Origin of the sequence: Proteiniclasticum sp., assembly GCF_003514505.1 — a bacterium.
GTDB lineage: Bacteria > Bacillota > Clostridia > Clostridiales > Clostridiaceae > Proteiniclasticum.
In genome coordinates this window covers 22024-44969 of the sequence record NZ_DOPX01000019.1, presented here as the reverse complement: position 1 = coordinate 44969, position 22946 = coordinate 22024, and the positions used below count along the sequence as shown (strand labels likewise).

Annotated in this window: 19 protein-coding genes and 1 pseudogene; 1 reads left to right on the top strand and 19 read right to left on the bottom strand. The window is 41.7% G+C overall.

The features are described 5' to 3' along the window. Positions 1-90: 90 nt before the first annotated feature. From DEF30_RS06480 to DEF30_RS06455, 6 genes and pseudogenes are all read right to left on the bottom strand, one after another. Positions 91-2021: pseudogene (locus tag DEF30_RS06480) on the bottom strand (bifunctional 4-hydroxy-3-methylbut-2-enyl diphosphate reductase/30S ribosomal protein S1). Between the two features lie 210 nt (positions 2022-2231). Beyond that, entirely contained in the window at positions 2232-2603 is a 372-nt protein-coding gene (aroH, locus tag DEF30_RS06475; RefSeq protein ID WP_294097496.1) for a chorismate mutase, read from the bottom strand. After that, positions 2600-3808 carry an NAD(P)/FAD-dependent oxidoreductase gene (locus DEF30_RS06470; protein WP_294097495.1) on the bottom strand — a complete coding sequence of 403 codons (1209 nt, stop codon included), beginning with the start codon at positions 3806-3808 and terminating at the stop codon, positions 2600-2602. The genes aroH and DEF30_RS06470 overlap by 4 nt, the downstream gene beginning before the upstream one ends. A 98-nt stretch (positions 3809-3906) precedes the next feature. Further along, entirely contained in the window at positions 3907-5274 is a 1368-nt protein-coding gene (gdhA, locus tag DEF30_RS06465; protein WP_294097494.1) for an NADP-specific glutamate dehydrogenase, read from the bottom strand. A gap of 249 nt (positions 5275-5523) precedes the next feature. Further along, positions 5524-6381 (bottom strand): MurR/RpiR family transcriptional regulator, encoded by an 858-nt coding sequence (locus DEF30_RS06460; RefSeq protein ID WP_031576322.1) that lies wholly within the window; start codon positions 6379-6381, stop codon positions 5524-5526. Positions 6382-6727: 346 nt separating this feature from the next. Continuing rightward, positions 6728-8539, bottom strand: a complete 1812-nt coding sequence (locus tag DEF30_RS06455) for a heme NO-binding domain-containing protein (RefSeq protein WP_294097493.1) — start codon at positions 8537-8539, stop codon at positions 6728-6730. Positions 8540-8740: 201 nt separating this feature from the next. On the opposite strand from DEF30_RS06455, the gene DEF30_RS06450 reads away from it, so the two are divergent. Further along, a complete protein-coding gene (locus DEF30_RS06450) occupies positions 8741-9955 on the top strand; it encodes a hypothetical protein (protein WP_294097492.1) in 1215 nt (404 codons plus the stop codon). 54 nt (positions 9956-10009) lie between these two features. Here DEF30_RS06450 and scpB read toward each other — a convergent pair whose 3' ends face one another. The 13 genes from scpB to dxs all read right to left on the bottom strand — a co-directional run bounded on the left by scpB (position 10010) and on the right by dxs (position 22944). Beyond that, a complete protein-coding gene (gene scpB, locus DEF30_RS06445; RefSeq protein WP_294097491.1) occupies positions 10010-10639 on the bottom strand; it encodes an SMC-Scp complex subunit ScpB in 630 nt (209 codons plus the stop codon). Continuing rightward, on the bottom strand, positions 10620-11369 hold the full coding sequence (locus DEF30_RS06440; protein ID WP_294097490.1) for a segregation/condensation protein A: 750 nt from the start codon (positions 11367-11369) through the stop codon (positions 10620-10622). Before DEF30_RS06440 ends, scpB begins: the two co-directional genes overlap by 20 nt. A 113-nt stretch (positions 11370-11482) precedes the next feature. Beyond that, positions 11483-12790 (bottom strand): pyrimidine-nucleoside phosphorylase, encoded by a 1308-nt coding sequence (locus DEF30_RS06435; RefSeq protein ID WP_294097489.1) that lies wholly within the window; start codon positions 12788-12790, stop codon positions 11483-11485. Positions 12791-12795: 5 nt separating this feature from the next. Next, positions 12796-13611 (bottom strand): purine-nucleoside phosphorylase, encoded by an 816-nt coding sequence (locus tag DEF30_RS06430; protein WP_294097488.1) that lies wholly within the window; start codon positions 13609-13611, stop codon positions 12796-12798. Between the two features lie 28 nt (positions 13612-13639). Further along, positions 13640-14809 (bottom strand): phosphopentomutase, encoded by a 1170-nt coding sequence (locus DEF30_RS06425; RefSeq protein WP_294097487.1) that lies wholly within the window; start codon positions 14807-14809, stop codon positions 13640-13642. A 13-nt stretch (positions 14810-14822) separates the two neighbouring features. Continuing rightward, the gene (locus DEF30_RS06420; protein ID WP_294097486.1) at positions 14823-15701 is read right to left on the bottom strand and encodes a tyrosine-type recombinase/integrase; all 879 of its coding nucleotides are present in this window, start codon (positions 15699-15701) and stop codon (positions 14823-14825) included. Next, positions 15679-16224: an NUDIX hydrolase gene (locus DEF30_RS06415; protein ID WP_074909630.1), complete on the bottom strand. Its 546-nt coding sequence runs from the start codon at positions 16222-16224 to the stop codon at positions 15679-15681. The genes DEF30_RS06420 and DEF30_RS06415 overlap by 23 nt, the downstream gene beginning before the upstream one ends. 185 nt (positions 16225-16409) lie before the next feature. Further along, positions 16410-17210 (bottom strand): sporulation transcription factor Spo0A, encoded by an 801-nt coding sequence (spo0A, locus tag DEF30_RS06410; RefSeq protein WP_294097485.1) that lies wholly within the window; start codon positions 17208-17210, stop codon positions 16410-16412. Between the two features lie 66 nt (positions 17211-17276). Continuing rightward, positions 17277-18956: a DNA repair protein RecN gene (gene recN / locus DEF30_RS06405; RefSeq protein ID WP_294097484.1), complete on the bottom strand. Its 1680-nt coding sequence runs from the start codon at positions 18954-18956 to the stop codon at positions 17277-17279. Position 18957: 1 nt separating this feature from the next. Further along, positions 18958-19410 carry an arginine repressor gene (locus DEF30_RS06400; protein ID WP_294097483.1) on the bottom strand — a complete coding sequence of 151 codons (453 nt, stop codon included), beginning with the start codon at positions 19408-19410 and terminating at the stop codon, positions 18958-18960. Continuing rightward, a complete protein-coding gene (locus tag DEF30_RS06395; RefSeq protein ID WP_294097482.1) occupies positions 19400-20251 on the bottom strand; it encodes an NAD(+)/NADH kinase in 852 nt (283 codons plus the stop codon). The genes DEF30_RS06400 and DEF30_RS06395 overlap by 11 nt, the downstream gene beginning before the upstream one ends. Positions 20252-20273: 22 nt before the next feature. Beyond that, complete coding sequence (locus DEF30_RS06390; protein WP_294097481.1) at positions 20274-21077, bottom strand: TlyA family RNA methyltransferase; 804 nt, start codon at positions 21075-21077, stop codon at positions 20274-20276. Next, entirely contained in the window at positions 21070-22944 is a 1875-nt protein-coding gene (gene dxs, locus DEF30_RS06385) for a 1-deoxy-D-xylulose-5-phosphate synthase (RefSeq protein WP_294097480.1), read from the bottom strand. The genes DEF30_RS06390 and dxs overlap by 8 nt, the downstream gene beginning before the upstream one ends. Positions 22945-22946: the final 2 nt, after the last annotated feature.

The following is a 22946-nucleotide window of genomic DNA, read 5'->3' as shown; positions in this document are numbered from 1 at the left end:
CCCTAATGACAACATTTTAACATGATTCAGGAAGAAAATCCTGTAAAACTAAAAAAACCCCGGATAAACCGGGGTTTTGAGTTAGAAATCTTAAGACTCTATTGCTTTGATGCTTAAAGATACCTTCTTGTTTTCTTCTGAAGAATCAAGAATCTTTACCTTGATGGTTTCACCAATGGTCAGCACTTCTGAAGGTGATTCTACTCTCTGATGAGAAAGCTGTGAAATATGCGCAAGTCCATCCACGCCAGGTTCCAGCTCAATGAATGCACCAAAGTCTGTAAATCTGACAACCTTGCCTAATACAACGCTTCCTTCTGGGTACTTCTCTTCAATTCTTGTCCATGGATTTTCCTGAAGAGCCTTCAAGCTGAGTGAAAGTCTCTTCTTCTCGTTGTCTAGAGCGATGATCTTCACCTTCAGCTCATCTCCAACCTTCAGAACATCACTTGGCTTTCCAACTTTACCATAGGAAATTTCAGAAACATGAAGAAGTCCATCAACACCATTTACGTTGACAAATGCACCGAAATCGGTAAGCCTCTCCACATGTCCTTCCAGTACCTGTCCTACTTCAAAGTTCTCCCAAGCACTTGCCTCCTGTGCGACTCTGTCTTCCTGAAGCTTCTTTCTTCTGGAAGCAACCACTCTAGTTGTGCCTCTCTTTTCTTCAATCTCAATGACATTAACATCCAGATCCTGATCCTTGTAAACAGAAAGATCATTCACTGAGTGCAGTTCAAGATGTGAAGCAGGGATAAAGACTCTCTGTCCAAGGTACGTAGCCACTACACCACCCTTAACAGCATCCTTCACCTTGACTTTGACAGTCTCATTGTTTTCGTGGGCTGCTCTAAGGTCTCTTATCGCTTCTTCTCTGTGCATTTCTACCATAGAAAGGATAAAGAAGGAATCATTTTCCTGTGGTCTTCTGATAACCTTAGCTTCAATTTCCTGACCAAGTTCAAGAACTTCTGTCAGATTTCCTTCAGAATCTACGGTAGCTTCTTCGATGACAAGCTTACCATCATGGCTGGCTCCTACAAGTGCTACTATAGCTTCTTTATCGTCTAGCTGGATGATTTTTCCTTTGATGATCTGGCCAATTCTTACTGGCTTGTCATAAAGATCCATCAGATCCTGCATTGACATTTCATTTTCGTTGTTTTCGATGTTTTGATTATCCATCATAAGTTTTCCATTGCCTCCTTAATTATCCATTCTGGTGTGGATGCACCCGCAGTGATCCCTACTCTCACTGCATTTTTAATTTTTTCTTTGATTCCGTCCAATTCTCCTGCATTTTCAATATGAAAAGTCATTGGACAGTTTTTTTTGCATATCTCGTAGAGTTTTGTGGTATTAGAACTGGTATATCCTCCGATGACAATCATAGCATCCACTTCCTTGGAAATCTCTTCAGCAGACTTTTGTCTGTCCTCCGTTGCTTTGCAAATGGTATTGAAAGCAACAAACTCTTTGGCAGTTTCAGCTATATTTGTAATCAGCTTCACCCAGTTCGATTGTTTTTCCGTAGTTTGAGCAACTACGCAGATTTTACCTTTCATCGGAAAATCAATTTCTCCACTTCTAGTGATATAAGCACTGTTATTACAGTATCCGTTGATCCCGACGACTTCTGGATGGTGTGCATCGCCAAGAATTACAATCTTATACCCTTTATCATGGTGCAATTTGACCTTCTTCTGAATATTTATCACATAAGGGCAAGTCAAATCCACAATGGAAACCCCTTGCTCCTTAAGCTCATCATAGACCGCCATGGCAACGCCATGTGTTCTAATTATGACCGTATCTTCCTTCATCAGACTTGGAATATCTTCCATTGAAATCTCATGAATTCCTTTATTTGCAAGTTTTTGCGTCACATCCTTGTTATGAATCAATGGCCCCAGTGTGACTACTCTACCTTGAGGACTCACAAAATCAAAGGACTGATTTACTGCACGTTCTACGCCAAAACAAAATCCAGAGTTATTGGCTCTAATAATTTCTCTCATTTTGCTCCTTTTATAATCACCGTACTCTTGACATTATGAATTATATCATAAATAGACAAGTGATAAAAAGTCTTTCAACATATATTCATAATTTTATTCGAAACTTGCGAATAAATTTCAACGTATCTAAACATTACCTTCCATATTATACTCTATTTCATGAAAATTAGCTACAAATTCTATAGAGTACAATGAGATTCTCTTTCATTTCTATCGTTGACTATCCTCTGCGGCCCCCGCTAGATCCGGCCTCAAAGACTTCGCTTTCCGAAGATATACAGAAGTCCCTGGGACTGAAGCGTCATAATGTATCATGACTCGAATGCACAATCCTAAAGCCCCCTGAACATCCATTTCCTGAAAGTGAAGGATAGGCACATCTGTGATGCCAAGCTCTTCTCTCAAGTATTTTCCAGGATATGCTGAACAAATATCCTTAGTTGCCGTAAAAAGAACCGAAATCATTTTTTCTGGTTTCAGGCCATTTTGAGCTATGAGTTCACGCATGAGTTCAACTGTCGCTTCCTTTATTTTTACCGGTGTATCCGTATCAATTGTTGTAGCACCTCTGATTGCAATCATATGGAATCACCTGCCAGAAAACCTGTTGAGAAAGCAATCTGAAGGTTGAATCCACCTGTCACAGCATCCACATCAATCATTTCTCCAGCGAAAGAGAGATTATCGATAATTTTCGATTTCATGGAGCTTGGATCGATTTCCTTTGTCACCACACCGCCCCTGGTGATAATTGCTTCATTTATAGATTTTGTTCCTACCACTGTGAGTGGAATGTTTTTCAGAACCCTGACAAGTTTCAGACGTTCCCCTTTTGTAATGCTGTTGCATTTCTTCTCTGGATCAATACCAGACTGTTCGATAATAAAAGGAATCAGTTTTGATGGAAGTAAATCCGTCAGTGCGTTTCTGAAATCTTTATTCTGATACTTCAGAAAATCTCTTTGAAGCCTCTGATCCAAGGCATTCTCATGAAGTCCTGGTTTCAGATCAATCAGACCTTCCACATGACCAGGCTTATAAAAAGCAGATGCAGAAAGCACCAAAGGTCCACTGACTCCAAAATGAGTGAACAGCATTTCTCCAATATCCGTAAACACCTCTTTATTCTGCACCTTCAGCGTAAATCTTACATTCTTAAGACTTAGCCCTTGAAGATCTTTCACGAAAGTTTCCTTGGTAACTAATGGAATCAGTGATGGTGCCATTGGGTATACGGAATGTCCGATGCGTTCGGAAATATTCTGAAGAGTTCCGTCTGATCCAGTGCCAAAATAAGAACACCCACCTCCAGCGAAAATATACCAATCTCCAGATATACTGCCTTTGTTTGTGACAAGCTTCAGAATTCTGTTCCTTTCCAGAATGACATCTTTTACCAAGGTGTGGTACTGCACTTCCACATGTTTTTTCAAAAGTTCTCTCCGAAGCACGTCAATCACATCAGAGGATTTATCCGATTCTGGAAACACACGGTGACCACGCTCTACTTTCAGAACAAGCCCCCGTTTTCTAAAAAACTCCATCAGCTGTTCGTTGGTGTAGGAATACAATGCGCTATAAAGAAACTCAGGGTTTCTTGGAATATTTTCAAAGAACTCAGAAATATCCTTTTCATTGGTGATATTACATCTTCCTTTTCCAGTGATAAAAAGTTTTTTTCCGATTTTCTCATTTCTTTCCAGCAAAACCACCTGATGCCCTTTTTCGGCAGCACGTATGGATGCCATTATGCCTGCAGGGCCACCACCAACAACTATTACTCTCATATATTATCCTCACACATTCATTCCGCAATCCGGAATATCCTCATCCATTATGATAAAGAAAGGCTTGCAATAATGCAAGCCTTCTGTACTCTTCTATTTTAATACTGTCCCTGAGCAACCATTGCTTTTGCAACCTTGTCAAATCCTGCGATGTTGGCACCAGCAACCAGATTATATCCGAAACCGTAGAACTCAGCAGCTTCTTTCGCGTTCTTATGAATATTTTTCATAATCTGATGAAGCTTTGCATCCACTTCTTCTTCTGTCCAGGAAAGTCTCATGCTGTTCTGTGACATTTCAAGAGCGGATACAGATACACCACCAGCGTTGGCAGCCTTGGATGGCCCAACTACAACTCCGCTGTTCAAGAAGTGCGTTACAGCTTCGTTGGTGCATGGCATATTTGCGCCTTCACAAACATACTTGATTGCATTGTCTGTAATCATCTTTGCATGTTCAATGTGAATGTCATTCTGAGTTGCACAAGGCATTATGATGTCTACTTTTCTGCCCCATGGCTTTTCACCTGCAAAGAACTCCACACCGAACTTGTCTGCATAGTCTTTCACCTTGTCTCTTCCTGAGTTTCTCATTTCAACAAGATAGTTGATTTTTTCAGGTGTGCTTACACCATCTGGATCGTAAATATATCCATCCGGACCGGATAGAGTAACAACCTTAGCCCCGAGTTCTGTTGCTTTCATACAAACGCCCCAGGTAACATTTCCGAAACCGGATGCAGCGATGGTTTTGCCAACCATCTTATCGCCCAGGTGTTCGAGAATCTCGTTACAGAAATATACAATACCGAAGCCAGTAGCTTCTGGACGGATAAGTGATCCACCATATGGAATTCCTTTTCCTGTGAAGACTCCATTTTCAAATGCGCCACGGATTCTTCTGTACATACCGAAAAGATAACCGATTTCTCTAGCACCTACTCCGATATCTCCAGCTGGAACGTCCACATCTGGTCCAATATGTCTATAAAGTTCTGTCATGAAGCTCTGGCAGAATCTTAAAATTTCACTGTCTGATTTTCCTCTTGGATCAAAGTCAGAACCACCCTTACCTCCACCAATCGGAAGTCCTGTCAGAGAGTTCTTTAATGTTTGCTCAAAAGCAAGGAATTTCATAATGGAGAGTGTTACAGATGGATGGAATCTGAGTCCGCCTTTGTATGGCCCAATCACACCATTAAACTGTACTCTATACCCTCTGTTGACCTGAACATGACCATTGTCATCTTCCCATGAGACTTTGAACATAATCATTCTTTCAGGTTCAACGAACCTACCAAGAAGATTCATCTTCATATATTCTGGGAACTTATCAAGAACTGGCTTCAGTGTAGGAAGAACTTCTTCTACAGTCTGAATAAACTCTGGTTCATGACCATTTTTTGCCTTTACATCATTAATGATCTTCTCAATGTACTCTGTTGAGCTAAGCATTGTACTTGCCATTTTTTTACCCCCAAATTTGTTTTCCGTAATAGTGGTGATTAGTCTTACATGTCTATTCTACAATGAAATCCGCTGTTTTTCACCCGCTTACAAAAAGTTTATTAAGTTCTTATTAAAACCTTTACATCCTTGTAGAACCAATTATATTTTCATAAATTTCATTAAGAAAAAGATGAAAGGAAGGGATAAAATATAAAAATCCATACTTCGTTATTTGGGTAACGAGTATGGATTTCAAATTTGCTATGATTAATTGAAGATATCATGCTTCTTCCAGATCTCTTCCAAGGTATTGAAAATCTCACCCACTTGATCTTTTTTCCTCATACCAACAGAAACAATCACAGCATTTATGACGCTGAGAGGAGCTACAAGAGAGTCTACAAAGGATGCCATATTACTTTGTGCAATGAGACTATAATCAGCGCGCGCTGCTAAAGGTGACAGCAGGCTGTCGGTGATGACGCTAACCTTTGCACCTCTGCTTTTCGCAAAATCCAGTGCTTCGATGGTTTTCTGGGAATATCTCGGAAAACCAATTCCGATGACAAGATCGTCTTTGTTCAGTTTGATCATCTGTTCAAAAATATCGCTATACCCTTGATGGATAGAACGGACATTATCCAAAAACAAGTTCAGATAAAAGGCAAGGAAATTTGCCAGCGTGTTTGAACTTCTAAGGCCTATGATATAAATATTTCTTGCTTCAAAAATCGCATCAATGATCTGCTCAAAAGTCTGCTCATTAATCTTCTCCAATGTAGCACGGATATTCTCCATGTCCGCCTTCAGAACACCTTTCAGCGCATTCTCTGTATTGACTAGACTGTTCGTCAGCTCCAGTCTCTGAACAGTGGTCAGCTTTACTTTCACGATATCCTGCAGTGATTTCTGAAGTTCTGGATATCCTTCATAACCGAGCTCATTTGCAAATCGTACCACAGTGGATTCAGAAACCCCTACACTTGCACCAAGCTTGGATGCCGTCATAAATGCTGCCTTATCGTACTGCTTCAGTATAAACTCAGCAATCAGTTTCTGCCCCTTACTCAGTTTTGCATATTTGCTCTGGATAACTCTCATCAGATCATCACGGTTGCCTTCCATAACTTATCCTCTCTTTCAAACATCCATTATTGGATCATCAATGTTCATGGTTTTATTTCAATTATTTTCATTATATTCTGTTTCTCTATAGCAGTAAAGGATATCCATAACAGTTACAGCTCTTTCTGTATTCTTTCTCCTGCTGATAAATAGAATTACTTTAACCGGAAAGGAAGCAGTATTTTTGATATTAACATGAAGTGCGATTTTAGTTGACAATAACTCATTAACCATAATAAATATTATGTTAACAAGTTCAACAATATGATTGCTACTTCTTTCTGCTGTAATGAAGAAAGCCCAGTGCATCACACTGAGCTTTCTTAACTTTATGTTTTCATGGATTCTATAGCTTATATCTTTTCAGTTCATTTTTCAAGAACAGTACTACCTTCTCCAGCTCATCTATGTTTTCAGTGAGTTTGGATATTTCCCCCGCAAAACTTGTGACGTTGGCGCTCATTTCCTGAGATGAAGCTGAATTTTCTTCTGCAATCGCCGCTAATTTATGTACATTATCAAAAACTTGGTTGATTTTTTCTGTTTCCATAGACAGTTTGTTGGAGATTTCTGCGATGGATCCCGAAACTGCATGAATTCTCTTTGTTGCAGTCTTGCTTTCCGCTGTGACATTTTCCATGGTTTTTGTTCCTGCATCCAATTCTCCATATTGATCATTGACCTTGGATACCATGTCATTCACACCAAGTATAAACTCATTCAGATTTGTATTGATGGTGCTGACCGCTTCTTTTGAGTCTTCAGCGAGCTTTCGGATCTCTTCCGCAACTACACTGAATCCACGTCCCATTTCTCCTGCTCGGGCAGCTTCTATGGATGCATTTAAGGCCAGAAGATTCGTCTGTTCCGCAATGCTTTCTACAGTTCCAACAATGCTTATGATGTCTTTCACCTTTGTTCCAAGATCTTTCCCTGTTTCATTGACCCTCGAGAAGTTCTCCTTTACCAGGTTCATTTTTCCAGAAACTTTCTCCAGATCTTTAAAAGACACTTCAATCTGCTCTACTGCATCTTCCAGAGATTTTTTCCCATTCAGTTCCTGTGTGCTGATTTCATTGAGGATTTTAATATTCTCTGCCAATATACTAACTGATGCTTCTGTTTCCGAGGCCTGATGCTGTGCTCCTTCTGCCACTTCTTCCACAGAGCTTGCGATGAGCTCAGAAACATCTCCTAGGTTTTTAGCAACCTTTGAGAACTTACCGATGAAGGAATAAAGATCATCCATTCCCCCTCTATAGTAGGTGAACTCCTCTTTCAGATGTTCCTTTGCTTGTGAAAGATTCCCTAGGATTCCTTCAAACTGATCCGCCGTGATGACTTTAAGCTCTTTTGACAAATCCAGCACTTTAATGGCTTCAATCTCTTCTTTAATATCCTTCATAGGCTTCAGAAGAAGATGATTCCCCATCGCCGATGAAATAAGAACCATAACTGGAATTCCTGCAAGAAGGACCAGATCTTGTGTTCCCTGAACAGCAAATATTGCTGCAGCACTTACCAACGCAGGAAGTATGGCTGATTTCAGGGGCAAGGATTTTATCATCCCAAACGAAAGCACTCTAGAAAAGGGATATTTCTTCACTTTTTTTGGTGTTTTCTCAAAAGAGAGATGAATTTTGACTACATGAACCGCGCCTTCCTTGGTCTCTTCTAAAATCTCTGCGCTAATCTTCTCCCCAAAGTGATTTCCAACTCCCTCAATGAGTCCCATAAGGTAATGGTGCAGCCCTCTTGTGGATTTATAAACCATCAAAAAATTCTTCTCGTCAATGGGCTCTGGTATCAGTCTTGGTGGTTTCGCACCAGCAATCATTTTCGTCAGCTGTGCATGTACCGTGTCCATCATCATCAGGAATCCCATGGCTGAATTTGTTTCAAAATAGGAAGGAAACCACTCCCTAAAAGACTGAACATTATTTACCCCCAAAGTCCGATAGAGGTCTTCAATCTTCATCCCTTGCTTTTTTGCAAAATTTTCCATGATCCCTTTTATTTCCGCATCGTCAATTTCCTCCAGCGGTGTAATGATTCTCTGAGGATTCCACCCTGCGGCTTTCAGAATTTCATTCTTCTGACTCTCTCCATACAGTCTCGTTAAAGTTGTCAGCCAGATGCTTACCAATGTCCCTTTCATTTCCTGTCTCCTCTTCCTTAAGTTATAATACTGATACTGCTTCTATCGGCACTTTATTCAATTTATTAATATATACCATCAGATTATCATTTTAATCATTTTTTCATCTCTATGGGGTATAAGTGTAATCATAAGATCAGTACGAAGAAGAAAAACAGTAGAAGGAGAATGATGATGAGCGCCAAAACAAGGAATTTACCCATGGAGAAACTGCTCCATGATGCAATAGAGTCGTATCACAGTTGTGATCCTTGGGATGAATGGACACTTCCGAAAGTATCCATTCTACAGAAGATTCTTCATGAACGTAAGCTTCGAAAGCTTTTGGAAAAGACTCTAAAAGAACTTCCGGATTTGAATGAGGAATTACTCAGACAAATGAGTAAGGAAGAGAAAGATGAGTTGAGAGTAAAACTGAAAGAAACCGCAAAGATGCTGGATCAGGAAAAGCTGCTCTATTCCACTCCTTTCCTGATGGAGTTTATGAATCTTGGCTTTTTGGAAAGTACTGAAGCTTTTTTTGAGAAATCACAATTATTTGAACCAGAGTTCAAACCAGAGGATCTTTTTCAGGCTGTTCGTAATGTATGGATTATGAACTGTCTTCAGCTGCTTTTTCATAAGCCAGTCTGTCTTACATCCTCCATATTCTCTTACAGCCTTCTTTATCCCTATACAGATAATTATCTGGACGATCCAAATACTTCCAGTAAGGAGAAGTCCTCCTTCAATCATATGATATACGATAAAATACTGGGGAATCCTGTTTCTGCTCCCACTCCATACGAAGCTAAAGTATGCGCCCTTCTGGACAATATTGAGAGAGAATTTCCTAGAGATACGTATCCATCCGTCTATGAAAGCCTTTGGTATATTCAGGACGCTCAGTCAAAAAGCATCCTCCAGAGCAAAAAAGAAGTGCCCCCACAGGAAATACTCCAATTAAGCTTTTATAAAGGAGGCGCCTCTGTTCTAGCCGATGCGTGCCTTGTCAAAGGCGAACTCACCCCCAATGAATCCACTTTTGCATTTGGTTATGGAACTTTTCTACAGCTGCTGGACGACTTGCAGGACAGAATGGAAGATGCCTCAATGAAACACCAGACTCTATACAGCGGTATTCCGCTTGAATCACACCTGGATGAATATATAGAAAAACTTCTCCGGTATATTGACTGCGTTCTGGCATCCTATGAAACAGAAATAAACTCCCCTGTTCCAATGAACGACGTCATCAGGAGCTGTATGCGTATGATGGTGGAAAGTGTTGTAGGTAAACATCCAACTTATGTATCGAAAAACTATTACAAAACTCTTGAATCCTATTCATCTGTAAGGCTTTCCTTTTATCCTGAGATGGAAAAGATTATGGAAGAGGCTCTTAGAAATAAAGAAAGCCGAAACACAGGCTCATAAACCGAGACAAAAACCCCTGAAGAAAATCACTACGATACATCTTCAGGGGTTTAACTATTCTTCTTCAAAAAGTTCTATATCTTCTTTCTCCAGTTCTTTCTTTTTCTCATCCAGTGCAACAAACTTCTCTGGCAATGGATGCTCCTCTTTGAGATCCTTAAGAGATGTGAATCCAAACTGAATCAGGAACTCATCGGTGGTTCCATAAAGCTTTGGTCTGCCTGGCGCATCTTTTCTGCCCACCACTTTAATGAGACCTTTTTCCTGCAGCTTCTGGAGCACATAATCACTGTTGACTCCTCTGATTTCATCCACATCCACTCGAGTTACTGGTTGCTTGAAAGCTATGATGGATAGGCATTCAAGCGATCCTTTCGACAAACTCTGTCTCTCATTTACTCCAAGCAGTTCCTTGAGATAAGGAGCATGGGCTTCTTTTGTGCCAAGCTGCAGTTTGTTTTCCAGTGCAAGCAGTCGGATTCCTCTATGGTTTTCCTTCAGCTCCTTTTCATAAGCGGTTATGACCTTCTCCAAATCCTCCATGCGTATTTTCATGATCCGTACCAGATCCTTTTTCTTCACAGCATCACCTGCAGCAAATAATATACTCTCCAGGACACTGATAAAGTAGCTGATATCCATAGGATCTTCCGTTCCAGTACTATTAAAGAGATTCGATTCCATGTTCTGCTCCTTTCTCTATGATGATTTCCGAGAAAACTTCTGATTGAGATACTCGAATCCGATGGTTTCTGGACAGTTCAAGAATCGCCAAAAAGAAGACAATACATTCCGATTTTGATTTTGTCTGAAATAGGAGTGTGGAAAAATTCACTCTTCTGTTTTCATAGAGCAACCGTTCCAGCTCTTCCATCTTATCCTCGATCTTGTATTCTTCTCGCTCCATGATTTTTGTTCTTAGAGCGCTTCGGTTCACCTTCTCTTTCTGTCTGTTCATCAGGCTCTTATACGTGATATACAAATGATCAATGGTGACTCCCCGAAGCAGCTCTTCCAAAGACACCTCATCACCAACAATGGTTTCGGCGCGTTTGGTGAAGATAAGAAGATCCTCATCATAGCGCTCACCAAGACCCTCCGCCATGAGCTTGAAGGCTTCATACTCTTCGATACGAAGTACCAGCTTCTCCTTCAGTTCCTCTTCATCCACTTCTTCCACATATTTGGGGAGCATCTCACGGCTCTTGATTTCAAGAAGTGTCGATGCAATGAGTAAAAACTCTGAGGCAATTTCCAGATCCAGCTCTTTCATACCTTGGAGATAAGCAAGATATTGGCTGGTGATTTCCGAAATACGGATTTCCTGTATTTTCATTTTGTTGATTTTCAGAAGATGAAGGAGCAAATCAAAAGGACCTTCAAAATTTGAAATCTGCAGCTGTAAACTTTCCATAAAATCCCCCAGACAGTTGAAATAAACCTCTTCTATTATACAGAAATTTTCCTTGAAAGGAAACGGGAGACTTCCTTCATGAAAGTCTCCCCGATTATCCTTTTATGTCATAATTACGCTTCCGTAATGACATCCAAAATAAATGGAATGTGTTCCGGCCTCTCATCTGCTATGTCATAGGCCTCCTGAGCCTTGTCGTAGGCATCCTGATAGTTCTCTCGATTGGTCAGAAGGGTGCAGAGCACATCTCCTTCATTTACCTCATCTCCTACTTTCTTCTGCAATGTGATTCCGGCTGCATAATCGATGACATCTTCCTTGGTTTCTCTTCCTGCGCCTAGAAGCATTGCCGAAGTGCCGATCTCTTCTGCCTTAATTTCATGCACAAACCCCTTCTTCTTTGCAATGACAGGCACACTGATCTTTGCTGTGGGAAGCAAGTCCGGATTCTCAATCTGAGAAACATTTCCTCCCTGTATCTTTACTAGCGTCTTCAGCATTTCCAAGGCTTTTCCGTTCTTCATGTTCTCACGGATGGCTTTCTCGGCATCTTCAATGGCGTCAAATGCTCCGCCTAACACAGCCATATGTCCTGCAATGGTCACACTGACATTCACAAGATCCTGCATGCCTTCACCTTTCAGTGTTTTTATGGCTTCCCTGACTTCATTGGCATTGCCCACTTCTTTACCCAGTGGCTCATTCATATTGGTGAGCACAGCCACAGTTTCTCTTCCGAGGCCTCTACCAATAGAAACCATCGCTTTCGCCAGAGCTCTTGCATCATCAAGGGTTTTCATAAATGCGCCATTTCCGACTTTTACATCAAGAACAATGGCATCAGAACCCGATGCGATCTTTTTGCTCATGATGGAGCTGGCGATGAGCGGAATGCTGTCCACTGTAGCAGTCACGTCACGAAGCGCATACAGCTTCTTGTCTGCTGGAGTAAGATCTCCAGTCTGTCCAACAATCGCCATTTTATAGGTATTGACGTTCTCCATGAACTTCTCCATGGAAAGACTGATGTCAAAACCTTCGATGCTCTCCAGTTTATCGATGGTTCCTCCAGTATGGCCGAGACCTCTTCCGGACATCTTTGCCACTGGAATGCCTAATGATGCAACCAGCGGAATCACTACAAGACTTACTTTATCTCCAACTCCGCCTGTGGAGTGCTTGTCAACCTTTACGCCTTCAATAGCAGACAGATCAATCTGATCCCCTGACTCCACCATGGCCATGGTCAGCATCCTGGTCTCTTCTGCATCCATCCCCTGGAAATAAATAGCCATAAGAAGTGCTGAAATCTGATAGTCCGGAATCTCGCCTTCGGTATATCCCTGAACTATGTAATAAATTTCTTCTTTGCTTAATCTCTTTCCTTTTTTCTTCTTGTCAATCAAATCCAGCATATGCATATATTCTACATCTCCTCTATAACTCTGGAAATCAGGGTGGTGAAGCTTCCTCTCACTTTAGCGGAAACCTCAATGACCTCTTCATGATTGAGCGGCTGATCCAGAACGCCTGCTGCCATGTTTGTAATGCAACTGACACCGAGCACTTTCATTCCTGAATAGTTGGCCACGATGGCTTCTGGCACGGTAGACATACCAATGGCATCTGCTCCCAGTGTTCTATAAGCTCTGATTTCTGCAGGAGTCTCGTAGCTGGGACCTGTATACATGGCATAGACTCCACGTTTCAGCTCAATATGCTCTTCTTTTCCGATTTTCTCCGCCAAGGCCATGAGATCTCTATTATATACTTTAGACATATCAGCAAATCTTGGACCGAACTCTTCCATATTTCTACCCATGAGTGGATTGTTTCCCGTGAAATTCAGATGATCCTCGATGAGCATCAGATCTCCAGGTGTAAACCCTAGGTTGACTCCACCACACGCATTGGTAACAATCAGATGTTTTACTCCAAGGCGTCTCATAACGAACACAGGAAGCGTCACCTCTTTCATCGTGTATCCTTCATAATAATGGAAGCGGCCTTGCATCATGGCAACCTTTTTACCCTTGTAGTCTCCAAAGACAAACTGACCAGCATGGCCTTCAACGGTAGATACCAGAAAATCCGGAATATCCTCGTATTTTACAACTGTAGGATTTTCAACATGCTCCGCCATGGATCCCAGTCCTGAACCCAGAATAACCAGTACATCAGGTGTATAGCTTATTTTCCCCTTAAGGTAATTCACTATCGTATCAATTCTTTTAATATCCATCTAACTTTACTCCTATTCTTTAAATGTTCTACGCTTTGATATCTGACCAGAAACTCTCTCCATAGAGGTCATTCTGAACCCCGAGATACTCAAGAACTGTCTTTCCAATGTCTGAGAAAGTTCTTCTCACGCCAAGGTTTGCCCCAGGCTTTACATTCTTGCCATATACAAGGATTGGAATATACTCTCTTGAATGGTCTGTGGAAGGTGTGGTTGGGTCGCATCCATGGTCTGCGGTGAGAATCAGAATATCATCCTCTGTCATGGTTTCCAGAATCTCTGGCAGCCTCTCATCAAACTCTTTGATGGCATTATAATAGCCAACATAGTCATTTCTATGTCCGTACTTCATGTCAAAGTCTACCAGGTTTGTCCAAAGTAGGCCTCCAAGATCTTCTTTCATGAACTTCAGTGTTTCATCCACACCTTGCATGTTGTTCTTGGTATGAACTGAATGGGTCACCCCGATATTATTGAAAACATCAGATATTTTACCAACGCACATAACGTTCTGTCCAGCTTCCTTAACGTACTCCAGAATGGTCTTATTGAATGGATCCAATGCAAAATCCTTTCTGTTTTCAGTTCTGGTATAAACACCATCTTCTCCAACAAAAGGTCTCGCAATGACGCGTCCAACTTGCCAGTCTCCTACAAGCATTTCACGGGCAACCTCACAGTAACGGTACAGTTCATCTAATGGAATGACCCCTTCGTGGGCTGCAATCTGGAACACGGAGTCTGCAGATGTGTAAATGATCGGAAATCCGGTTTTTACATGTTCATCTCCCAGTCTTTCAATGATTTCTGTACCAGAAGCAACTACATTTCCCAAGGTTTTTCTGCCTATTTTGGACTCAAAGGCATCCATAATCTCTTTTGAGAATCCTTCTGGATAAGTATTCAGGGGTTTTTCTAAGATGACTCCGGACATTTCCCAGTGACCCGTTACGGTATCCTTTCCTACAGATAGTTCTGCGGACTTCCCGAAAGCGCCTTCTGGTGTATCCATAACAGCTACACCCTTCAAAGGTGCGATGTTTCCAAGCCCGAGTTTCTCCAGATGAGGAATCTCCATTCCACCGACCTGATCTGCGATATTGCCAAGGGTGTTGGAACCTACATCTCCATATTGATCCGCATCTGGCATCTCACCGATACCAACAGAATCCAGTACTACAAGTATTGCTCTTTTCATTTTTTCCTCCTTGCTATGCCCTTGGATGGGCATCCTCATAAACTTCTTTAAATTTTTTATTCTTCACAAGCTTCAGGTAAATAGTAGTTGCTTTTATATCATTATGCCCTAGAAGCAGAGAAAGTGTTGTGATGTCCGCACCACCACTCAGCATATGTACGGCATAAGAATGACGTAAGGTATTCAAGTTGATGCTTTCTGACAATCCAGAAATCCTCGCATACTCTTTCAGGATTTTCCAAAGTCCTTGTCTTGTCATCTGGTCTCCTCGATGGGAGGGGAATAAAACAGATGCCCCGACCACCGGATCCACCCTCGATGATAAATACAGTTCAATGCTGTCCATGGCAAAGGACCCTAACGGAACCAGTCGGTCCTTGTTCTTTTTTCCTTTTACAGAGAGGTTTCCCCGGGCCATATCCAAGTCCCGATACCGGAGCTCTATAAGTTCTGATGCTTTGATTCCTGTGGCGTAAAGCACTTCCAGTATCGCCTTATCCCTCTTTCCCTTCATAGTACTGATATCAGGCGCTGAAAGAATCACTTCCACTTCCTCCACACTGAGCGGTTCCGGAAGATTTCTTTTGATTTCAGGCAGTTCAAAGTAAAGAATGGGCGCTTCCCTTACTTTGTTCTTTTTTCTCAGATACTTATAAAAATTACGGATAGAGACCAAATGACGGGCGATGGTGGCTCTGGACATGTTTAAATCCAGCAGATAACCAATGAAATTTGATACTTCAATCTCATTGAAGTCTTCAAAACTTAGTTCTTCTTCTTCCAGAAAAGAAAGAAGATGGATCAAATCCCGCCTATAGGCATCTACTGTATTTTCAGACTTTTCTTTTGTTCTCAGTTCGTCAATATATTCACTCAGATAGTTTTGCTTCATACTGTTTTCCCAATGTATAACAAGCTACGGTTTTAAGATCCTTGATTTTTCCCGTCTCAATTCCATCTTGAAACTCCTCATCTGTGAGTCTCACAAGGTCAATAAACTCATCATCGTCTCCACCGATTTTACCCAAGGTAAGACCTTCTGCTACGAACAGATGTATGAGTTCGTCGCTGTATCCTGGTGAGGTGGCAAAAGCCCCCAGACTTTTTAGTGTGCTGCATTTATATCCTGTCTCTTCCTCTAGCTCTTTCAAGGCATTCTCATAAGGGGTCAGATCCTTCTCCAGTTTGCCTGCAGGAAGTTCCAAATAGGCTTCTTCCATAGGTTTTCTAAACTGCTTCACTAACAGAATTCTCCCTTCCTCATCTCTAGCCAATATGCAGACTCCTCCAGGATGTCTGACGATTTCCCTGAAAGCGCTCTTCCCATCAATTAGTTCTACCTGGTGGGTTTCAAGGGAAATAATTTTTCCGCTGTATAATTCCTCTTTTGAAATTGTGTCTTCTCGAAACAACATTTGTAACTCCTTATCTTCAGTGATAGAAAAAGACCCTGGGAGTTATCCGGGGTCTCAAAACGGTTGTCAGCAGTGTCTGCTGCATCTCTATTCTACTACAAAACGCTCATAATGATAAGTATCTCCAGGGATCACAACAGAAATATTATGTAAAGTTATAATATTATTCACAATTGCTGGAGCCTTTATTCATCTCCCTGGCCTTTCTCCAGTCGAAACTTGTCGCTGATCAGCGCAATAAATTCTGAATTTGTTGGTTTCCCTTTTTCGAAATTCACCGTAAATCCCTGAATCTTGTTCAGGTTTTCAAGCTGTCCTTTATTCCAGGATACCTCGATGGAATGTCTGATGGCACGTTCCACACGGGATGAAGTGGTGTTGAACTTTGCAGCGATATTCGGATAAAGTTCTTTGGTCACTGCAGACAACAGTTCTACGTTGTCTATCACTTCAATGATGGCTTCTCTTAGATAGCTGTACCCCTTGATATGAGGCAGTATGCCAGCTTCCTGCAAAATGGAAGAAAGCTCCGTCGCAAGATCCTTTTTCTCCATGCCATCTTCTTGAAAATCGCCGGACTTCATATCCTGTGATTTCATGATTTCCTCCTGGGATTCATGAAAATAACTTTTGATTCTTTTTTTGATTTGCTTCAGGTCAATTCCTTTCACCATGTAATAATCCGCGCCAAGTGTAATGGCGGTATTTGTGACTTTATCATGGGAGATGGCGGAATAGACGATGATGACAGGTCTGTCTTCCATATTCTTCAAGGATTCCAAAACACCAAGCCCGTCAAGTTCAGGCATGATGATATCCAAAAGAAGCACATCTGGTTTTTTCTGCTGCATGATTTCCAATGTCTCTATACCATTTTTTGCAACCCCTACCACAAGAAGTTCCGGGTCATTACTTAAGAACTCATTCAGTAGAGCACTCATATCCGCATTGTCATCTGCTATGAGTATTTTTATCAATTTTTTCATAGTTCACCTCTTTAATCCTTGAGATTCGTTTATACTAAACAAATTATACTTCACATCGCATCGTTTTCAAAGAAAATACTTTTTCTTCAGTATTTCTGTTTTATCGATGGTGTCTTCCGCATTCTTGAGCTGTGGATCTGATATTTTTGAACCACCAATCATTTTTGCAAGCTCCATGGTTTTTCCCTGAAGATTCAGTTTTTCCACTCTGGTGAATGTTCTCTTCTTTTCTTCATGTTTGGACACCACCAGATGATGATCCGAAAACGCTGCAATCTGTGGAAGATGTGTTACACAGAAGACCTGGAATCTCTTAGATAATGAATACATTTTTTCTCCAACGGCCTCTGCGATTCGACCGCTGATTCCTGTGTCAATTTCATCAAAAATAACAGATGGAGTCTTATCCTTCTCCATAAATGCAACTTTCATGGCCAGCATAATTCTTGAGAGTTCTCCTCCGGAAACAATCTTTTCCAGTGCTTTCTTAGGCTCACCAATATTGGTGGAAATCAGAAAACTCACATCGTCGGTTCCATACTCATGGATTTCCTCTGTCTCCACAACAGAAACAGCGAACTCAGCCTTCTCCAGCCCAATGAACTTAAGTTCCTCATTGATCTTTTTTGAGAGAGCTTTTCCTCCTGAGACCCTTTTATCATGCAGTTCTTTTCCAGCCATAAAAAGTATTTTTTTCTGTGCATCAATCTCTTTACGGGTTTTGAGAATAATCTCATCCGCATCTTTCAGGTCCTCATATTCCTGTCTGATTTTCTCATAATGCCGGAGAACCTCTTCTATGGTTTCCCCATACTTCTTTTTATAAGTGCTGTATACAAATAATCTTTCATTGATTGTATTGAGTTCATCCTGATCATAATAAACGATGTCACGGAATCCAGCGATATCACGGTAAGCTTCTTGTAATAAATAATAGGCATTTTCCAGATTGTCCAAAGGAGCTTCAGCTTTTTCAAAATGCTTCGCTATGCTTTTCAGGCTCTGTATTGCTGCGGTCAGGGATTCCAGCACGCCATTCTCATTATCCATAAGTTCATAGGCTTTGGTAAGACCCGTTGAAATCTTTTCTGCATGGCTGAGCATGGAGAATTTTTCCATCAGCTCTTTCTCTTCATGAAGATTGAGCTTTCCCTTTTCCAGGTCTTCAATCTGAAACTTCAAATAATCCATGAGTTTTTCTCTGTCTCTGCTTCCCATGAGCTTTGAAAGCCTATCCTTTAGCCCTTGGAATTTATGAAACTCGTCCAAATACCTTCTATACACAGGCTCTTTTTCCAGATCAATAAAACTATCCAGATAGGACAGATGTTTTGACACATCGAGCAGATTCTGATTGTTATGCTGACCATGAATGTCCAAAAGTTCTTTTCCAACCTCTTTTAGAACGTTTAGAAGCACCGTTTTCCCATTGATTTTCGCAAGATTTCTGCCTTGCATGAATGTCTCTCTGGAAAACACCACCAAATCATCAAAAGGTATGTCCTGAGCTTCGAGAAGGTCTTTCATACTATCTTCAAGGGTAAATACAGCCTCGACAAAAGTCCTGTCGGAACCCGTCCTAATAAATTCCTTGCTGAATTTTTCGCCAAGCACAAAGTTGATTGAATCAATCAGAATGGACTTTCCTGCTCCGGTCTCTCCCGTAAGAATGGTGAATCCATCCTCAAAATTCAACTCCAAACGATCAATGAGCGCAAAATTCTCCACTGTTATTCGTAAGAGCATGTTATCTTCCCACCAGTTCGGAGATTTTCTTTACTATTTCAACAGCCATCTCATTGGATCTGACCAACATGAAAATAGTATTGTCTCCCGCAATTGTACCCGCAATCTCCGCAAGATCCAGCTGATCTATAGCTTCTGCTGCTGTAGATGCCGCTGCAGTTATAGTTCTCACCACGACAATCTTGTCGATACTCTCTACAGAAATGATTGTGTGGGACAACAGTGTCACAAGTTTCGAGATGGCGTCTTTGCTTTCTTCTTTATTTGCTACATATTTATATCTTCCCGTAGCGCTCAGCACCTTGATCAGCTGAAGATTCTTGATGTCTCTTGATACCGTGGCTTGGGTCACATGAAACCCTTCCCCCCTAAGTTCCTTTGCCAGCTCCTCCTGGGTTTCAATCTCTTTTCTGGAGATGATCTCCAAGATTTTGCTTCGTCTGTCAATTTTCAAAATCGTTCCCCCCTTGTGTATTTATGGCTTTATATAATAATTTTTGTCTTAAAACATGAAAGTAATCATAGCCATCCAGCCTGAGTATTTTGCAGGAGGAAGCAGCTTTTTGGATTCGAATGACAGAATCCCCAGTAATCCTGAGATTCACTTGTCCATCCATGGACAGGAAGTATTCCTCATTGCTTTTGCCAATCTTGAGTGTCACAACTTGTTTACTTGAAAGAACCAAATCCCGAATACCAAAACTATGCGGACAGATTGCAGTGACCCCTATCGCTTCTACCGTTGGATACATGATGGATCCGCCTGCAGAAAGATTATATGCAGTGGAACCTGTTGGCGTTGTAAGAATGATACCGTCCCCTCTGTAACTGTTGGAGAAGTCCTCATCCACATGAAGCTCAAAGTGAATGATATTTCCTAATGCACCTTTATGCACCACAGCATCATTGAGTGCCACAAAACTCCTGCGCTCTCCACTTTCCATTCGCAGTGTAGCCTCCAGCATCATTCGGTCTTCGATAGTATACTTGCTTTCTTCAATCTGGAGCAGACTGGATTTCAGTTCATTCAGCTCTGTTCCGGTTAAAAACCCAAGGTTCCCAATGTTTACCCCAAATAGAGGAATATCCTTTCCATAGGCCAGTCTTGCAGCAGACAGAAACGTACCGTCACCACCAAGAACCAGAAGAAGATCCAACCCCAGAGGAAGGTGGTTTTCTGTCACAGAAAACACCTCTACTTGAGGCAGTGTGTCCCGTATGATATTTTTTGTTTCCTCAAGGTACTTCCCCTCAGGATCTTTTTCCTCATTGCTGTAGATACCAATCTTTTGCATGTAAGTCCCCCTACCCTAGAATTTACAGAGTATGTGCTCTTTCTACCAGACTTTCTACGTATGAAGGTGAGATTCCTTCTCCGCCTCGATCCTTCTTACCAAAATAGATGAGAAACTCAATATTGCCTTCCGGACCTCTAATGGGTGAAAAATCAAGACCGTATACATAAAGCCCCTGTTCTTTCACAAAATCAAGAATGGCTGTGAGTACTTCCATATGCGTTGATTTTTTCTTGATGACGCCTTTTTTCTCCACTTTATCTCTTCCAGCTTCAAACTGAGGCTTAATCAGCGCTACCATTTCTCCTGATTCAGTCATAAGCTCCATTGCTTTCGGAATGATTTTTGTAATGGAGATGAAGGACACATCTGTTGCTGAAAAATCAATCCAGTCCTCAATCTCTTCCCTGGTGGCGTATCTGAAATTAAGTCTCTCAAGACATACCACTCGTTCATCCGTTCTAAGCTTCCAGGCAAATTGCCCGTAGCCTACATCAACGGAGTATACTTTTTTCGCTCCATGCTGAAGCATCACATCTGTGAATCCTCCTGTAGAAGCGCCAATATCAAGGCAGATCTTTTCATTTACATCAATGCTGAAGACTTCCAGAGCCTTTGCCAGTTTATACCCGCCCCTTGAAACATAGGGCATCTTCGTGCCCCGGTCTTCAATATTTGCAGTTCTGGATACTTTGGTGCCTGGCTTATCTGACTTCTGGTCGTCCACATATATTTTGCCTGACATGATCTGTGCTCTTGCTTTTTCCCGGCTTTCATAAAAGCCCAGCTCAACAAGGAGCACATCCAGTCTCTCTTTATCACTCATTTTTTTCTCCTGTAAATGCTAGAATTCTATTTGACAGCTCTTCATACCCTAATCCATGTACCTCATAAAGCTTCTCTACGCTGCCCTGTACCACAAACTGATCTCTGAATCCAAAAGTAAGAACATTTCCAGCCATAAAATGTCCCATGGCACTTTCAAGGATCATGGAACCAAATCCACCATGAACCATGTTGTCCTCTAGCGTGATGATTTTATATCCTTTATCCAGATGGTTCCTGATGAGTTCATGATCTACAGGTTTAATAAACACACCATTCACAACCCCATACAGGACTCCTTGTTCTTCCAGTTTTTCAGAAAGGATCATTGCTCTTGCAACCATCTTTCCTGTAGCGTAAATGAACCCGTCTCTGCCTTCTTTGAGCACCTCAAACTTTCCCGGCTCAAAGTGTTTCAGAGGTGGAAGATCTATCCCTTTCTCATCGCCTCCCCTTGGATAACGAATGGCCAAAGGGCCATCAAATGTTTCCGAGAAGTAGAGGATCTGCCGCAGTTCTTCCATGGATTTAGGTGCCATAATCGTCAGATTTGGCACTGGGGTTAAGAAGGACAGATCAAGGATCCCCTGATGGGTCTCCCCATCATCTCCTACCAATCCAGCACGGTCTATACAGAGCGTCACCGGAAGCTTCTGAAGGCACACATCGTGAATCACCTGATCGTAGGCTCTCTGAAGAAAAGTAGAGTAAAGCGCGACATACGGCTTCATCCCACCAACCGCAAGACCTGCTGACAAAGTGACTGCATGCTGCTCTGCAATGCCCACATCAAATAACCTGCTGGGATAGAGATCCCTGAATCCTCCAAGGCCTGTTCCGTCAGGCATCGCCGCCACCACAGCAACAATTTTCTTGTTATTTTTGGCCATTTCGACCAATGTATTTCCGAACATTTTAGAGTAATTGAGACTTGCCGAATCCTTTGCTTTTCCGTTTTCTTTGTTGAATGGTGGTGTGCCATGGAACTTATCTGGTCTTTGCTCACTGGAATGATACCCTTTTCCCTTTTTCGTCAGCACATGAACCAGTTTAGGACCTTTAATCTCCTTTGCAATCTTTAGAAGTTTCGACACTTCTCTGATATTATGTCCGTCCACAGGCCCGAGATAAGTGAGTCCCATATTCTCAAATAGCATATCGGGGAGAAGCATCGATTTAATGCCCTCCTTCACTTTATCCATAGAACGGTTGATGCTCTTTCCAAGAGGCATTTTTTCAACAATGACCTGCACCTCTTTTTTTGCTCGTTCGTAGTTTGGAAAAGCCCTGAGCTGGCTAAGATACGTGCTGATACCACCTACATTGGGAGATATACTCATCTGATTGTCATTGAGCACAACGATGAGATCTGTCTTCTTGTCTCCCACATCATTCAGCGCTTCCAAGGCCATTCCACCAGTTAGCGCTCCATCACCGATGACAGCTACCACTTGGAAATCCTCTTGCATCAGGTCTCTGGCTCTTGCGATACCCAAGGCCGCACTGACGGATGTGGAGGAATGTCCTGTATCAAAGACATCGTATTTGCTTTCTTCCCTTTTAGGAAATCCGCTGAGGCCTCCAAACTGTCTAAGACTATGAAACTCACCTTTTCTTCCAGTGAGGATTTTATGAACATAACTCTGATGTCCAACATCATAGATGATTTTATCTTTCTCCAGATCAAACACATTGAACAGACTGATTGTGAGTTCAACAACCCCTAGATTGGGCGCAAGATGCCCACCGGTCTTGGAAACGGACTCCACCAAAAATGTTCTGATTTCATGGGAAAGGTCACGTAGTTCTTCCAGAGTTAATTTTTTGATGTCTTCCGGTCCAGTATACCTATCATCCAGTATACCCATAT

Bases quoted from the DNA above. Each gene is read 5' to 3' on its own strand.
- aroH (WP_294097496.1), bottom strand. From the start codon at position 2,603: ATGATTGCAATCAGAGGTGCTACAACAATTGATACGGATACACCGGTA.
- DEF30_RS06470 (WP_294097495.1), bottom strand. From the start codon at position 3,808: ATGAGAGTAATAGTTGTTGGTGGTGGCCCTGCAGGCATAATGGCATCC.
- gdhA (WP_294097494.1), bottom strand. From the start codon at position 5,274: ATGGCAAGTACAATGCTTAGCTCAACAGAGTACATTGAGAAGATCATT.
- DEF30_RS06460 (WP_031576322.1), bottom strand. From the start codon at position 6,381: ATGGAAGGCAACCGTGATGATCTGATGAGAGTTATCCAGAGCAAATAT.
- DEF30_RS06455 (WP_294097493.1), bottom strand. From the start codon at position 8,539: ATGAAAGGGACATTGGTAAGCATCTGGCTGACAACTTTAACGAGACTG.
- DEF30_RS06450 (WP_294097492.1), top strand. From the start codon at position 8,741: ATGGAGAAACTGCTCCATGATGCAATAGAGTCGTATCACAGTTGTGAT.
- scpB (WP_294097491.1), bottom strand. From the start codon at position 10,639: ATGGAATCGAATCTCTTTAATAGTACTGGAACGGAAGATCCTATGGAT.
- DEF30_RS06440 (WP_294097490.1), bottom strand. From the start codon at position 11,369: ATGGAAAGTTTACAGCTGCAGATTTCAAATTTTGAAGGTCCTTTTGAT.
- DEF30_RS06435 (WP_294097489.1), bottom strand. From the start codon at position 12,790: ATGCATATGCTGGATTTGATTGACAAGAAGAAAAAAGGAAAGAGATTA.
- DEF30_RS06430 (WP_294097488.1), bottom strand. From the start codon at position 13,611: ATGGATATTAAAAGAATTGATACGATAGTGAATTACCTTAAGGGGAAA.
- DEF30_RS06425 (WP_294097487.1), bottom strand. From the start codon at position 14,809: ATGAAAAGAGCAATACTTGTAGTACTGGATTCTGTTGGTATCGGTGAG.
- DEF30_RS06420 (WP_294097486.1), bottom strand. From the start codon at position 15,701: ATGAAGCAAAACTATCTGAGTGAATATATTGACGAACTGAGAACAAAA.
- DEF30_RS06415 (WP_074909630.1), bottom strand. From the start codon at position 16,224: ATGTTGTTTCGAGAAGACACAATTTCAAAAGAGGAATTATACAGCGGA.
- spo0A (WP_294097485.1), bottom strand. From the start codon at position 17,210: ATGAAAAAATTGATAAAAATACTCATAGCAGATGACAATGCGGATATG.
- recN (WP_294097484.1), bottom strand. From the start codon at position 18,956: ATGCTCTTACGAATAACAGTGGAGAATTTTGCGCTCATTGATCGTTTG.
- DEF30_RS06395 (WP_294097482.1), bottom strand. From the start codon at position 20,251: ATGCAAAAGATTGGTATCTACAGCAATGAGGAAAAAGATCCTGAGGGG.
- DEF30_RS06390 (WP_294097481.1), bottom strand. From the start codon at position 21,077: ATGAGTGATAAAGAGAGACTGGATGTGCTCCTTGTTGAGCTGGGCTTT.
- dxs (WP_294097480.1), bottom strand. From the start codon at position 22,944: ATGGGTATACTGGATGATAGGTATACTGGACCGGAAGACATCAAAAAA.